This is a genomic window from Thalassospira lucentensis, assembly GCF_032921865.1.
Taxonomy (GTDB): Bacteria; Pseudomonadota; Alphaproteobacteria; order Rhodospirillales; family Thalassospiraceae; genus Thalassospira; species Thalassospira lucentensis_A.
This window is the reverse complement of the sequence record NZ_CP136684.1, coordinates 1895001-1909101: the sequence shown is the minus strand read 5'-3', so window position 1 is coordinate 1909101 and position 14101 is coordinate 1895001. Positions and strand designations below refer to the sequence as shown.

The window sequence follows — 14101 nt, the reverse complement described above, 5'->3', positions numbered from 1 at the left end:
GGATCGGCCCGACCATAAATCGGTAAAATCTATCAAAAAATTCAAAAATAACTATTTAACCTATACACTCAAAACGCGTTAGCCTGCTTGACAGCATCGCCTGACATGACGCCCAATGATTTAACAATCTCGTCTTGTTGCGATCACAAGTTTCGACATTACCTTGAACAGGGAAGCATCACGCCGAAATGTTCACCAGAATGTTCAAATATTCCTGCGGTCAATATGACCGGCTCACGACCGGGCGGGAGAGAGAAACCAGAAGTCGATACAAGACCGCGAATTGGGGATGCCCCATCATGCCGCAATCCGCAAATATCGCTTTGGGTAAAACCTGACCGGATCAGGAAAACAGGAATAGCCAGCCATTACGGGAGAGAGAAATGGACGGAAAACAGACAGCAGGGAAATGCCCGGTCATGCATGGCGGTATGACCGCACTGGGCACCACGGTTATGGATTGGTGGCCAAACGCGCTTAACTTCGACATCCTGCATCAGCACGACATGAAAACCAATCCGCTGGGCAAGGACTTCAACTACCGCGAAGAACTCAAAAAGCTCGACGTCGAAGGCCTTAAAAACGACCTTCGCGCGCTGATGAATGAAAGCCAGGAATGGTGGCCCGCCGACTGGGGAAGCTATGTTGGCATGTTCGCCCGTGTCGCATGGCATTCCGCCGGCTCCTACCGTCTGGCCGATGGCCGTGGTGGCGGCGGTACCGGCAACCAGCGTTTCGCACCGCTCAACTCCTGGCCTGACAACGTCAACACCGACAAGGGCCGCCGTCTGCTCTGGCCGATCAAGCGCAAATATGGCAACAAAATCTCCTGGGCCGATCTGATGATCCTGGCCGGCACGATTGCCTATGAAGTCGCCGGTCTTAAAACCTATGGCTTCGCCTTTGGCCGCGAAGATGTCTGGCACCCGGAAAAGGACACCTATTGGGGTGCGGAAAAGGAATGGCTGGCACCAAGCGACAGCCGTTATGAGGACATCACCCGCCCCGACACCATGCAAAACCCGCTGGCGGCTGTTCAGATGGGCCTGATCTATGTGAACCCGGAAGGCGTGAACGGGCAGCCTGACCCAATGAAAACCGCCGCCCAGGTCCGCGAAACCTTCGCCCGCATGGCAATGGATGACGAGGAAACAGCAGCCCTGACCGCAGGCGGTCACACCATCGGCAAATCGCACGGCAATGGTTCGCCGTCTGATCTCAGCCCCGAACCAGAAGCCGCCGACGTCGAATATCAGGGCATCGGCTGGATGAAGACCAATGGCCGTGGCATTGGCCGCGATACCATGGTTTCGGGCATCGAAGGTGCATGGACCACCAACCCGACCAAATGGGATATGGGCTGGTTCGATATGCTGTTTGGCCACGAGTGGGAGCTGAAGAAAAGCCCGGCGGGCGCATGGCAGTGGGAACCGACCGACATCAAGGAAGAAGACATGCCGGTCGATGTCGAGGATCCCTCGATCCGCTGCAAACCGATCATGACCGATGCCGATATGGCGATGAAGGTCGACCCGACCTATAACGCCATCTGCCAGAAATTCATGAAGGACCCGGAATATTTCTCCGAAACCTTTGCCCGCGCATGGTTCAAACTGACCCATCGCGACATGGGCCCGAAAGTCCGCTATGTCGGCCCGGACGTGCCCAAGGAAGACCTGATCTGGCAGGACCCGATCCCAAGCGTCGATTACACCCTCTCGGACGCCGAAATCGCCGATCTCAAGTCCAAACTGCTGTCATCCGGCCTGACCAGTGCCGAACTGATCAACACCGCTTGGGACAGTGCGCGAACCTATCGCGGTTCGGACATGCGTGGCGGTGCCAATGGGGCACGCATCCGTCTGGCCCCGCAAAAGGACTGGGCCGGGAACGAGCCCGAACGCCTTGCCAAGGTTCTCAAAACCCTTGAAGGCATTCAGGCCGGCCTTGCCAAGAAAGTCAGCCTCGCCGATCTGATCGTGCTCGGTGGCACGGCAGCCGTTGAAAAGGCCGCGAAGGATGCCGGCGTCAACATCACCGTCCCGTTCGCACCGGGCCGGGGTGACGCGACGGCCGAAATGACCGATGCCGCAAGCTTCGAGCCGCTCGAACCACTGGCCGATGGCTATCGCAACTGGCTGAAAGACGATTATGTGGTCTCGCCCGAAGAAATGATGCTGGACCGTACCCAGCTCATGGGCCTGACCGCACCGGAAATGACCGCACTGGTCGGTGGCATGCGCGTTCTTGGCACCAATCATGGCGGCACCAAGCACGGCGTCTTTACCGACCGTGTCGGCAAACTGACGACCGACTTCTTCGTCAATCTGACCGACATGGCCTATAGCTGGAAACCGGCAGGCGACAACCTTTACAACATCGTTGATCGCAAAACCGGCCAGACCAAATGGACCGCGACCCGCGTTGACCTCGTCTTTGGCTCAAACGCCATCCTGCGCGCCTATGCCGAAGTCTACGCCCAGGACGACAACCACGAGAAGTTCGTCAAGGACTTCGTCGCGGCCTGGACCAAGGTGATGAACGCGGACCGGTTTGACCTCGCCGCGTAAGGGCAGCCTGCCTTTGAGATGATCTGGATTGGAGCTTGCGGGCTCTGAACGAGGAACACCCCCGGTCGTGAGGCTGGGGGTGTTTTTTGTAAACAGCTCCCTCATCATCACAAGCAAGAAAGATGAGCGAAGACAACAGCTTGGCAACATGTTATTTTGCATAATTGCATGCTATTTCTAGGATAGAGTCTGTTGCATCCTCTAACTTAGATATAATCAAATTTTGGACGGAGCAGTTTTTCGTGGATATTGAAGCATCAAACGCAATAAAGCTGTTCTTTCCAAATCCCTCACTTCTCATGGTATATTTTGAAGCGATTGCCAATGCCTTGGATGCAGATGCAACCATAATTTCCATAGATTTAAAAATTTCATCTTTTGATAATCCTTCTTCTTTGCAAATTACGATTACGGACAATGGAAGAGGCTTCACCGATGAAAACTTCAACCGGTTTAAAACATTACTGAAACCTAGAGACGAGTTCCACAAAGGGATCGGGCGGTTACTATTTCTCGATTATTTTGAAAAAGTTAATATTGATAGCTTCTGGAGTGATAAGAGAAGAATATTTACCTTTGACAGCTTATTTGATGGGAAAGCTCCGCCAAAGGAAGCTCCTGAAACTGCCAACTCGGGAAGCATATTAGTTTTCACAGGGTTTAGAAAGGAACGTGTACATTCTTACGATGATCTGAAGCCATCAGCTCTAAAGCTAGAGATCATTGATCATTTTCTTCCGTCGCTGCTCGCTCTCAAAAGAAAATCTGTCGATTTCGAAATTTCAATATCCTTAGAAACAGAAGATACAAATAATCAGAAGGATTTCTTTTCTAGGTCAGAATCGATAACAGCATCTGACTTACCTGAAATGAAAGAAATTGAAATAAATGGCTCCCAATTTGATCTCTTAAGCAACATAAAAGTTCGGTATCATATTCGAGAGTCAATGGGGAAGCCGAAGCACCTTATCGCCTTCAACATTGATGGTCGAACTATTCCGGCCAATTTGATTAACCAAAAATCGATCCCTGCAGGACAGTCAATAGTCTTCATTTTTGAGTCTGAATTTTTCAAAGCCAAGAGCGATACATCACGCCAAAAGCTCATCTTGCCGGAAGGTATTAATGAAACATTCTTCAATGGTGTACTTCGCCGAGAAATCGGAGACATCTTGGCAAGAGAAATCCCAGAAATCGCAGAAAAAAATAAAGAAACCAAGCAACAGTTTGAGGAAACATTCCCTCACTTGCTAGGGTATTTTGAAGAAACAACAGTTGGATTGATTGAAAGAGACGAATCATTGAATGCCGCTCAACAAAGCTTTTTTAAAGATCAAAAGAAAGTTCTGCAGAGCGAACATCTAGATGACGCTATATTCGAAAAATCTTTAGAACTATCCTCGCGGTCACTTACCGAATATATTTTATATCGAGATAAAATCATCCGCAGGATGAACGAGGTAAATGAGGCTGATCCAGAGGCCGATATTCATAACCTCATCGTGCCTCGCTACAAACAATTCGAACAGACAGAATTTAGCTCCCACATCTATCAAAATAATGCTTGGCTACTTGATGACAAGTTTATGTCATATAGCACTATTTTGAGCGAAGCTCGTATGGACGCTGTAATTAGCGCTATACGCTTAGACGATGAGAGTTTGGGAGGAGATGGCCGCCCAGATATTGCGATGATTTTCTCTGCAGACCCAGATAAATCACTTGCTGTCGATGTCGTAATCGTTGAAATCAAAAGAAAAACGAGCGACGAAAAAGAGACACTTTTTGCAATTAATCAGCTCCTAGATAGAGCAGAAAAACTTGCAATACATTGCGATAATATTCAGCGAATTTGGTATTACTCGGTAATTCACATCGAAAGCACCTTGGAAACCAGGTTGCGACAACTTAAGTGGACACCGCTATTCTCTAAAGGAAAAGTTTATTATCAAGAATTTTCTACGCCTAGACCAAATGGCACCGAGGTTCCAACCCCAATATTCCTTTTATCTTTTGATGCCATCGTTGCTGATGCTCAAGTTCGAAATCATACTTTCCTCGAGATTCTTCGAGAGGGAATGAAGAAATATTCCACAGATCACGAAGCTTAAATCGGATCAGCTTGATCTCTCCTGAGAGGTTACGCGTTTGAAATGGTTTGGATTGGAGCTTTTGGGCTCTGAACGAGAAACACCCTCGGCCGTGAGGCTGAGGGTGTTTTCTTATAGAGGTCTGAATAGCCCCTGGAATTGTAGACACCCGGATTGATCAGATTTGTCGTCTTTCGAATTCGACGGGTGACAACATCCCATTGGTACTATGTTTGCGCTTCGGGTTATAGAACATTTCTATGTAGTCGAAGACGTCCTGACGTGCCTCATCCCGTGATTTATAAACCCTGCGGCGGATGCGTTCGCGTTTAAGCAAGTTAAAGAAACTTTCGGCAACAGCATTGTCATAACAGTTTCCGCGGCGGCTCATACTATGTTCCAGATCGTGCTGACGAAGGAAAGCGGCCCAGTCGATGCTGGTATATTGGGAACCCTGATCAGAATGGATCAGTACCCTGTTCTTTGGCTTTCGCCGCCAGACGGCCATCAGCAATGCTTGCAGAACAACATTTGTATCTTGTCGCTGCTTCAATGCCCAGCCAACCACCATGCGGGAATAAAGGTCAATGACGACGGCAAGATACGCAAATCCTTCCTGTGTCTTGATATAGGTGATATCGGTCACCCAAGCGGTATTTGGTCTGGCGGTATCAAACTGCCGATCCAGTTTGTTGTCAGCGACGACAGCCGGTTTGCCGCCATATTTGCCGGGACGCTTCTTGTAACCGATCCGCGCGCGTATGCCTGCATTGCGGGCCAGTCGGGCCACACGGTTCGGGCTGCAACGCTCTCCCATATCCATCAGATCATCATGGATCTTGCGGTAGCCATATACCTGACCGCTATCTTCCCATATCTGGCGAACAAGCGCGGTCTGCCTTTGGTCTTCCAGAAACCGGGCGCTGTGTGGTTTCTTCTGCCAGGCATAAAAGCCACTGGGATGAACCTGCAAACACCGGCACATGGTGCGGACCGAATAGACCCGGCGATGCTGGTCAATAAACGCGTACCTCATTTTGCATCCCTGGCGAAGTACGCGGTTGCCTTTTTTAGAATATCGCGCTCCTCGGTGATCCGGGCGAGTTCTTGCTTCAGGCGGCGTATCTCGGATGATTGTTGATCAGCTTCAGCAATCGCATCAGGGGACTTGCTGAACTTCTTCCTCCACACATACAGGGAATGTGTGCTGACACCGAGACGTGCAGAAACTTCCGCTACTGAGTAGCCTCGTTCGGTAATCTGGCGAACGGCATCAATCTTGAACTCATCGGTAAAATGACTCTTGGGCATCGTAAACTCCTTGCCTCAATTTATAGGCTATCGGGTGTCTACAATTCCAGGGGCTATTCAGTCATTAAATACGAATTATCTTATTTAAACTTGCAATAACCACTTATAGACATCACCATCTTAGGTGGCAAAAATAAAATGTGGTTCAGCTTCATATCCAAATCCACCAGACTAAGATCACTGCTCCAGCAAGGCTACTTTCCTAGTGAACTTCCTCTTCCGTTCAATACACAGGATTTGGGAAAATATAGATCAAGCATTCTTAGGTCATGGTCAAAGACGCTTAGCCAAACACCTAAAACAGTTCCAGGAACTTTCTCTATACCGAAAGGTCAGTTCGGACGCAGACATCTTCGGGTTGTGAACCCCATTTCTCAAACTTATTTATCTGAGCTCATTGCGAATAACTGGATCAAGATTCGGAATCACCTTATTAAATCACAGTACTCCGCTTCCAAGTTAGAAATAAGGAGCACCGGTGGTAGAGCCGTCGATACTCCTGACTTTCAATCAATTGAGCAGCACAGATTAGAAATAAGCGCTGAATACAATTTTGCTCTTGTAAGTGACGTTTCTCGTTTCTATGGAACCTTGTATACACATACCCTCGCATGGGCATTGCACGGTAAACAGTGGTCCAAGGTGAACATCAACAGTCCAGCACTCGCAAGTTCCCTAGGCAATCAATTAGATATTGCTGTTCGTAAGGGACAGGACAATCAAACCTTAGGTATTCCAATAGGGCCAGATACTTCCCGTATTCTTTCAGAGATAATTGCATCATCTGTAGACCAGAATATCCAGAAAAGTAATGCATTAAAAAATGCTAGAGCGATCCGGAATGTTGACGATTGGTTTATAGGGTTCGATAGCCTTGGTGCAGCAGAGAAAGCCATCAATCACCTAGATAACTCATACCGCACTTTCGAATTAGAGCTAAACGCAGAAAAAACGAAAACAATTTCTACCGACAGCGTATATCGCTCTGTTTGGGTTCAAGAGCTCACTTCAATCTTATCTCGAATGGCCCCTAAACCAAAAAAACCTGAGCTTTTCGAGTTTTTCACTAATGCATTTCATTTGCAGCAGCAACATCCTCACGAACATATTGTTTTATGGGCAGTTAAATCAATTCGAAGTAAAAAAATACAAAAAAGCACCTGGCCCACTTTTGAAACATTTCTACTAAAAACCTCTCGCCAGCAGACGGCATCTATACCTGTAGTTGTTCAAATTCTTTCGGCTTACAGTGAAGCTCACTATCCAATCAACGTCGCCAGATGTGCAAAACTAATTGAAGATACTATTGCAATACATTCACCGAGAGGACATCACTTCGAGGTTTCTTGGGTATTATATTTAGCCGTAAGCCTGAATATCTCTCTCAGTAAAAGATCGTGCGAGCTAGTTAGCAACCTTGAAAATTCGATCTGTGCGATAGTTGCGCTTCACCTCCAATCACTAGGTTTAGCTCAATACTTAAATGTCAACCTCTGGAAAACTTACATGACCGCGGACAGCCTAAAGTCCGACATGTGGCTATTGGCATATGAAGCGGACTTAAAAGGTTGGCTTAGTGGCACCCCGACAAACTTCGTAGACAACGATTTTTTCTTCGGAGTGCTAAAGCAAAAGAATATCTCGTTTTACATAGCAAACAAACGCTACCGCTTGCCAAGTAATCGTCCAAGTTTATTAGATATATGGAAGAAACTGCGTCTCCGCGATGCGGAGGACATGAATTTTTATGGTTTTACAAATCTACGGGCAAATCCTCCGGAAGAATAGCGCTACCATATCCTTCTGTTGTGAGGATTGTTGCTTCAGCCCCTTGATCCGCCGCGTTGATTATTAGACGTGTCCAAACTTCAGACTATCCCTCCGAATATAAACACTTAATTTTAACCCCTCAAATAAATGACAGAGGCAACAATGACAATTACTATTGCTTGGGAAAGAAAGTTATCAAACTACTCTGAATTAGTTTTTTGCTCTGATAGTCGTCTTAGTGGCGGAGGAAATATTGATGTTTGTCAAAAAGTCTTCCCTCTACCTCGAGAAGATGCCGCGATCGGTTTTTGTGGAAGTACACTTCTTGCTTATCCAATTATCAATCAATTCATTTCTTATGTTCGACACTACAAGAAAAATCTAGACCGCTCTCTTGATGGATCAGAGCTTCCTAATAGGTTTGCCAGCCTGACAAATAAATTTCTTAAATCTTATATGAACCCGATAGACTTACAATCCGAACTTAAAGAAACATCATTTCTAATCGGAAGCTTTTCGTGGCGTCTACAGAGACCAATAATTAGTAACATTCGGTATGATGCCGGCAAAGGAGAGTATGTTGCTTCTAAATCACGTTTTCCAAAAGGACGCAGTAGAAGCTTAAACCGTGCAACGCAGTTTGGAATGATCGGTGATCTCCGCTATCATTATTTTGACCATCTAAAGAACACTATTGAATTTCAAACGGCAGAGTGTCTTAACATGGAGCCATTTTCTGCTCTTTGCGACATGCTTCAGAAACCTAATTTTACTGATCGGTATGGCACCCTCAAGGGGGTGATCGGTGGAGCACCTCAACTTTTGAAAATTTATCCTTTCCTCCGAACTATCGAATTTGGTGTCCACTGGCCAAGTAAAGCAGACGGGAAACTTTATTTAAACGGCAGAGAGTTATTCGAATATGAAAAAGTTATTATCCCACAAATAGACAGTACGACTCATGAGATGTTCTACCCTCTTGAGGGACTGGGCGCTGCGGGGAATACCAGCAAGATAGAGTAAAGTTCCCCGCACCTCCAAATTTGTAGTACAACACCAAAGTTGATGTATTTTCCGAAGTTTTATGCCCCCCATCAAACGCATCGCTCCTCGAAACCGTAAGGTTATGATCACAGGCACAGAACACAGCAAGAACACAGGCCCTTTGCGAAGCTGGCGTAAGTCTGAGACTGACACCACGGCATTGGTGCCATGACCAATGACACTCTCCCGCTAAGCCACGACCTCGAAATTCGAGCCTCCACCAAGTGATAATCGATGCGACAGCAAATCACGTCACCCAAAACCGAATTGTCGGTAACCGATGTAGCCCAGACACACCTCGGGCGTGTGCCATCCTCGCCAACTGACGGTCTCCGGGCCCACGACCCGTTCCGGTCACTTTCGGCAATGGCGGCACTTTCCGCTATCCGCCGAGGTCCGGACACACTTCGGGCGTACGGCCCCCATCGGTCCACCATCGGCGGGCCACGCTCAATGCCACCCGCTGCTGCCATCGCTGCCACTCCCGGCAGATTTAACGCTTCCTCCTCAACAAGACGCACCTCTCCCGTCATGACAAATGACCGGGTTCGTCCCCTTAGTCCCTTTAATCCTGGGGCAGAATGCCGCCGTAATGGCTCCGCCATCCGCCGCCCCGTATCCTGCGGAGTGCCCCGCTGCCCTGCCCGTGTCTATGTCCGTATCTTTGCCGCTGCATCCTGATCACCTCTTTGATCCGGCCCCAAACGCAAAAACCCGCAAGGCCACTGGGCGCATTGCTGTTGACTCCTGTTGCCATACAGGTGGCAACAGGGCTGTGCGACAATGGTCTATTGGACGCCAACACGACGATACCTTAGGAACGGAAACAAAATGAAACTCGCATCAATCCGCTTCATCGCAGCCGATATCAAGCAAATGGTCGCGTTTTACGAAATGATCTTGGGCCGCAAGGCGGAGTGGCTTGCTCCAGTCTTCGCTGAGCTTGTGGGACCTGGTGCAACGCTTGCAATCGGCGCATCTGAAACTGTAGCACTTTGGAAAGAAGGAAGTGGTGAGCCGGGAGCCAATCGGACGGCCTATCTGGAGATTCAGGTTGAGGATGTCGATGCGGAATTCGAGCGCCTGAAGGACAAAGTGCAACTAGTGCACGACCTGAAGACGATGCCGTGGGGCAACAAGACATTTCAATTCCGCGATCCGGAAGGAAACGCAGTCTCGATTTACATGCCGGAAACGGAAGCCGCCAAAAAGCGCTTCGCTACACGATAGAAATGGCAATGGCCCCGAAATCCGAATAACTTCCGGGCAGCACAAGCAGCCTGGCGACGATGGATGCAACGGCAGAACAGCTCAGCCAAAACCGGACTTCCCGCAATCAGGGAAGTCCGGACGAACCTCGGGCTTTGGCATCCTCGCCTGCGAGGTGCAGACAGGCCGCCTCGGCCACGACCCGCTCTGGTACCTTGCGGCCATGAAGACATTTCCGGCAACACGCGAACCCCGGACAAATCTCGTGCCTCCACCAGTCTCGCCAAACAGGCCATCTCGGGCCCGCCACCCGCTCCGGTCACTTCGGCAACGTCGACATTTCCGGCAACCGATGAAGCCCGGACACACCTCGGGCCTTCGCAAACCTCGCGAACTGACGGTCTCCGGGCCCACGACCCGCTCCGGTCACTTTCGGCAACGGCGACACTTTCCGCTAACCGCCGAGGTCCGGACACACTTCGGGCGTACGGCCCCCACCGGTCCACCATCGGCGGGTCACAGATCACTGCTGCCCGCTGCTGCCATTCCTGCCGCTCCCGGCAGATTTAACTTATCCCTCCCCAACAAGACGCACCTCTCCCGTCATGACAAATGATCGGGCTAGTCCCCTTCGTCCTCTTTAGTCTTGGGGCAGAATGCCGCCATAATGGCTCCGCCATCCGCCGATCCATATCCTGCGGAGCACCCCGCTGCACTGCCCCTGTCTGTGTCCGTATCTTTGCCGCTGCATCCTGATCACCTTTTTCATCCAGCCCCAAACGCAAAAACCCGCGAGGCTCAAGGCCTCGCGGGTTTCGGTCCGGGCGGTTTTCCCCCGTTGACTTTTCTTTTATGCCACAAATAAAAGAACAAATCAAGAACTTTTTCGAGAAATTTTATATGCCGCCGGAAAGGGCGCAGGCACCCCACCCAGGCATATGGTCGGCGGCCATATGTCCGGGAGGGCCATCCGAACGACCGGATATGCAGTATCGGACGCCAGAACCAACCCCTGACGATATGACTTCTGTGGCTTGATCCTGCAGGAGTGAATTTCATGTCGCGTTCGGCCGAACTCCGTTCCGCCCGTAAAGACCCATCAGACCAGACGCCGGGGGTGCTCCCCGATGGCGCGGCTCTGCGCACCATACAGCGCCGACGAAAACGTGTTCTTCGCATTGGCGTTGTCGTGCTTCTGGTTCTTGTTGCCGGAAGCCGGGCGATGGCGGAGCGCCAGAGCGAGCTTCACGACATGATCGAAGCCACCGGGCTGTTTGCGATTGGCGTCTGCATCTTCGGGCGTGGCTGGTGCTCCCTTTATATCGGCGGGCGCAAGAAAACAGAGCTTGTCACCACCGGGCCTTATTCCAGCTGCCGAAATCCGCTTTATGTTTTCAACATGATCGGCGCCTTCGGTGTCGGCGCACAGACCGGCAGTATCGTGCTGGGCTGTTTGTTTGCCGGCCTGTGCTGGATGGTGTTTCGCAATGTTGTCGCGCACGAGGAAGCATTGCTCTCGGAACGTTTTGGCAAGGCATTCCGGCGCTATCAGAATACCGTACCGCGCTTTCGCCCGACCTGGTTTCGCTGGCGGGATGAGGAAAACCTGCTGTGCAAACCGGCACTGTTTTTAACCACAACACGCGATGCGATGTGGTTTCTGGTTGCCGGACCGATATTTGAAGGCATCAAGCTGATGCAGGATGAGGGATGGCTGACACCGTTGATCCATCTGCCCTAGCTGTCGAACCTCAACAGGGTGTCCCGGTTTAGCCTGTTTGGCCCGAAGCGACCGGGCGGCTGAGTGGCTGATCGCGGCGGATAGATGTCCTGTCTTTTATCCCGCCCTGTATCCCACCTTGCGGCCTTGCGATCTGTGCCAATCCCCCGAAGGAGCATCTCTTTTGCCCGCTGATCCGATGTCTGGGTGCACACGGTCGGGCATACCCCCTTCACGCCAACATGATGACGAAAGCAATACCCGAACTGCTCACCACAACAATAGCGGATTAGAAATTGACATGAAACCGACCGAAAAACCCCAACATAGCCTCACAATCGGACGCCGCAGCTTTCTGGGTGGCGCGGCGGCACTTGGTGTTGGTGCCGGATTGGCAGCCCCCGCCATTATCACCCGCGCGGCCGCGACAGAGACGTCTTCGATCATCGCGTTGCGAGACCAGGACCTGCCCTTTATCGCCACCGAGGAAACCTATACCACCGACGAACTGATCGCGCTGAACGCGATTAACGATGATCACGTGGAATACCTCAAGGAAACCGGTCTTGCCGAACTCGGCCCAGGCCGCATCGGGGCCATGGATCAGGCGGGGATCAATGTTCAGATCCTCTCCGCACATACGCCGGGCGTACAGGATCTCGCGGGTCAGGAAGGCATCGATTTTGCCTATCGCCTCAACAGGATGATTGCCACGGGCCCGATGGTCACCTATCCGGGGCGGTTCCGGGCCTATGCGACCCTGCCGCTACAGGACCCGTCGGCATCAGCGGACGAACTGGAACGCGCCGTTCGCGAAGATGGCTTTGTCGGCGCCATGACCAATGGCTTCATTGGCAAAAAGTTTCTCGACCACCCCGATTTCGAGCCCCTTCTGGCACGTGCCGAGGCATTGGGTGTGCCGATATACCTGCATCCGGGCTTCCCGCCCAAGGAAGTCTTCGACATTTACTACCGCATCATGCAACCGGGATATAATGACGAGTATCAGGACTATATTCTCAGTGGTTCAGGATATGGTTGGCATCAGGAAGTGCTTACGCAATGCCTCCGACTGATCATGACCGGGGTGTTCGACAGATTCCCCAAACTGCAGATGATCATCGGCCACATGGGAGAAGGCCTTCCGTTCTACTACGAGCGTATCGTCGGGGATTTGGGCGATACGACCGAGCGCTCACTAAACAAGCCTATCGGCCAGTATTTCAATGACAATTTCTGGTACACGACCAGCGCATTTTTCCAGGATGAACTGCTTCATCTTTTGCTGAGATACATCAGCGTGGACCGCGTGATGTTTGGAACCGATTATCCGTTTGCAGACATGAAGCAGGGCACCGACTGGTTTCGCGCAGTCGATCTGCCACGTGAAGCCAAGGAAAAAATTGCGTTCCGAAATGCGGAAAAACTGTTCGGCATAAAGGTCTGATCCATCCGCCCGTGCCACCACGGGCGGATAGCCTACGCGCCCAGACTGCGCAGGACGAAATACGCGAAATGCGTTGCTGGCGTACGCCCAATACTGTTCCAGCAGGCAAGAAAAAACCCTGTCGCCTTTGGTGACAGGGTCTTTTTATTAGTTTCGGGGGCAGGATTAGCGCTCGCGCTGCTCGCTCAGCTCCGGCCTTTGGCCTGCGCAAAGAACCTGGCAACAGGCTTGGCCTGTTGCGGGTTCCAATCCACATGCCCCCGGCAAGCGACCATTAAAAAAAGCCCGCCACGAGGGCGAGCTTTTTTAAAGTTGGTTGCGGGGGCAGGATTTGAACCTACGCAGCCTGCGCGCGGGCTATCGCCCGTGCTCAACCTTCGGCTTAAAATCGCTCCACTGGAGCGATTTCTTCACAGTCTCAGCCTTCAAGTTATGAGCACAGGCCCATAACGCAGGAAGATCACAGGTTCTAATTCTGACCCAAGACTAAAACGACAAAACCCCGCCAATGGCGGGGTTTGATCGTTTGGTTGCGGGGGCAGGATTTGAACCTACGACCTTCAGGTTATGAGCCTGACGAGCTACCGGGCTGCTCCACCCCGCGTCAGGGTGTATTTTAACCGGTGGGTTAAATAGATAACGCCGCATCATGATGTGAGGCGGCGTTGGATGTTTTGTGTGATTAGGGAATATGAAGCTGTGTTTAGAAGGCCCGGCGGTGACCTACTCTCCCGTGCCTTAAGACAAAGTACCATCGGCGCAGGCAGGTTTCACTTCTGAGTTCGGGATGGGATCAGGTGGTTCCCGGCCGCTATGGCCACCGGGCCGTCGAAACACAGCGAAGAGATCGGAATGTGATTTAGGTGCGATATTGGTTGTTTTGTATTTTGCTTGGCGGGTTTTACCGCTGCGCAAGAAGTCAGAATTAGTCAATTAGCAA

Annotated in this window: 8 protein-coding genes, 1 tRNA gene and 1 rRNA gene; 7 read left to right on the top strand and 3 right to left on the bottom strand. The window is 50.8% G+C overall.

Annotation, left to right across the window (positions count from 1 at the left end):
• The first annotated feature begins 383 nt into the window (after positions 1-383).
• A complete protein-coding gene (gene katG / locus R1T41_RS09400) occupies positions 384-2570 on the top strand; it encodes a catalase/peroxidase HPI (protein ID WP_247794290.1) in 2187 nt (728 codons plus the stop codon).
• A 242-nt stretch (positions 2571-2812) separates the two neighbouring features.
• Positions 2813-4681: an ATP-binding protein gene (locus R1T41_RS09395; RefSeq protein ID WP_317341367.1), complete on the top strand. Its 1869-nt coding sequence runs from the start codon at positions 2813-2815 to the stop codon at positions 4679-4681.
• 157 nt (positions 4682-4838) lie between these two features.
• Here R1T41_RS09395 and R1T41_RS09390 read toward each other — a convergent pair.
• Positions 4839-5971 (bottom strand): IS3 family transposase gene (locus R1T41_RS09390; protein ID WP_317336890.1). Its coding sequence is split into 2 segments (ribosomal slippage): positions 4839-5722 and positions 5722-5971, totalling 1134 coding nucleotides; the frame shifts between segments, so codons are not numbered across the junction.
• Positions 5972-6109: 138 nt separating this feature from the next.
• Here R1T41_RS09390 and R1T41_RS09385 point away from each other — a divergent pair.
• The 5 genes from R1T41_RS09385 to R1T41_RS09365 all read left to right on the top strand — a co-directional run bounded on the left by R1T41_RS09385 (position 6110) and on the right by R1T41_RS09365 (position 13161).
• Positions 6110-7759 carry an RNA-directed DNA polymerase gene (locus tag R1T41_RS09385; RefSeq protein WP_317341366.1) on the top strand — a complete coding sequence of 550 codons (1650 nt, stop codon included), beginning with the start codon at positions 6110-6112 and terminating at the stop codon, positions 7757-7759.
• A 144-nt stretch (positions 7760-7903) separates the two neighbouring features.
• On the top strand, positions 7904-8764 hold the full coding sequence (locus R1T41_RS09380; protein WP_317341365.1) for a hypothetical protein: 861 nt from the start codon (positions 7904-7906) through the stop codon (positions 8762-8764).
• 852 nt (positions 8765-9616) lie between these two features.
• Positions 9617-10015 (top strand): VOC family protein, encoded by a 399-nt coding sequence (locus R1T41_RS09375; RefSeq protein WP_062953147.1) that lies wholly within the window; start codon positions 9617-9619, stop codon positions 10013-10015.
• Between the two features lie 1036 nt (positions 10016-11051).
• A complete protein-coding gene (locus R1T41_RS09370; protein ID WP_317341364.1) occupies positions 11052-11735 on the top strand; it encodes an isoprenylcysteine carboxylmethyltransferase family protein in 684 nt (227 codons plus the stop codon).
• Between the two features lie 280 nt (positions 11736-12015).
• Positions 12016-13161 carry an amidohydrolase family protein gene (locus R1T41_RS09365; RefSeq protein ID WP_317341363.1) on the top strand — a complete coding sequence of 382 codons (1146 nt, stop codon included), beginning with the start codon at positions 12016-12018 and terminating at the stop codon, positions 13159-13161.
• Positions 13162-13688: 527 nt separating this feature from the next.
• On the opposite strand, the gene R1T41_RS09360 is transcribed toward R1T41_RS09365, so the two are convergent.
• Together R1T41_RS09360 and rrf are read right to left on the bottom strand one after the other, a co-directional pair.
• Positions 13689-13765: transfer RNA gene (locus R1T41_RS09360), tRNA-Met, on the bottom strand.
• Between the two features lie 106 nt (positions 13766-13871).
• A 5S ribosomal RNA gene (rrf, locus tag R1T41_RS09355) occupies positions 13872-13986 on the bottom strand.
• Between the last annotated feature and the right edge of the window lie 115 nt (positions 13987-14101).

Excerpts from the sequence above, each read along its gene's own strand:
- katG (WP_247794290.1), top strand. The coding sequence starts at position 384 with ATGGACGGAAAACAGACAGCAGGGAAATGCCCGGTCATGCATGGCGGT.
- R1T41_RS09385 (WP_317341366.1), top strand. The coding sequence starts at position 6,110 with ATGTGGTTCAGCTTCATATCCAAATCCACCAGACTAAGATCACTGCTC.
- R1T41_RS09380 (WP_317341365.1), top strand. The coding sequence starts at position 7,904 with ATGACAATTACTATTGCTTGGGAAAGAAAGTTATCAAACTACTCTGAA.
- R1T41_RS09375 (WP_062953147.1), top strand. The coding sequence starts at position 9,617 with ATGAAACTCGCATCAATCCGCTTCATCGCAGCCGATATCAAGCAAATG.
- R1T41_RS09370 (WP_317341364.1), top strand. The coding sequence starts at position 11,052 with ATGTCGCGTTCGGCCGAACTCCGTTCCGCCCGTAAAGACCCATCAGAC.
- R1T41_RS09365 (WP_317341363.1), top strand. The coding sequence starts at position 12,016 with ATGAAACCGACCGAAAAACCCCAACATAGCCTCACAATCGGACGCCGC.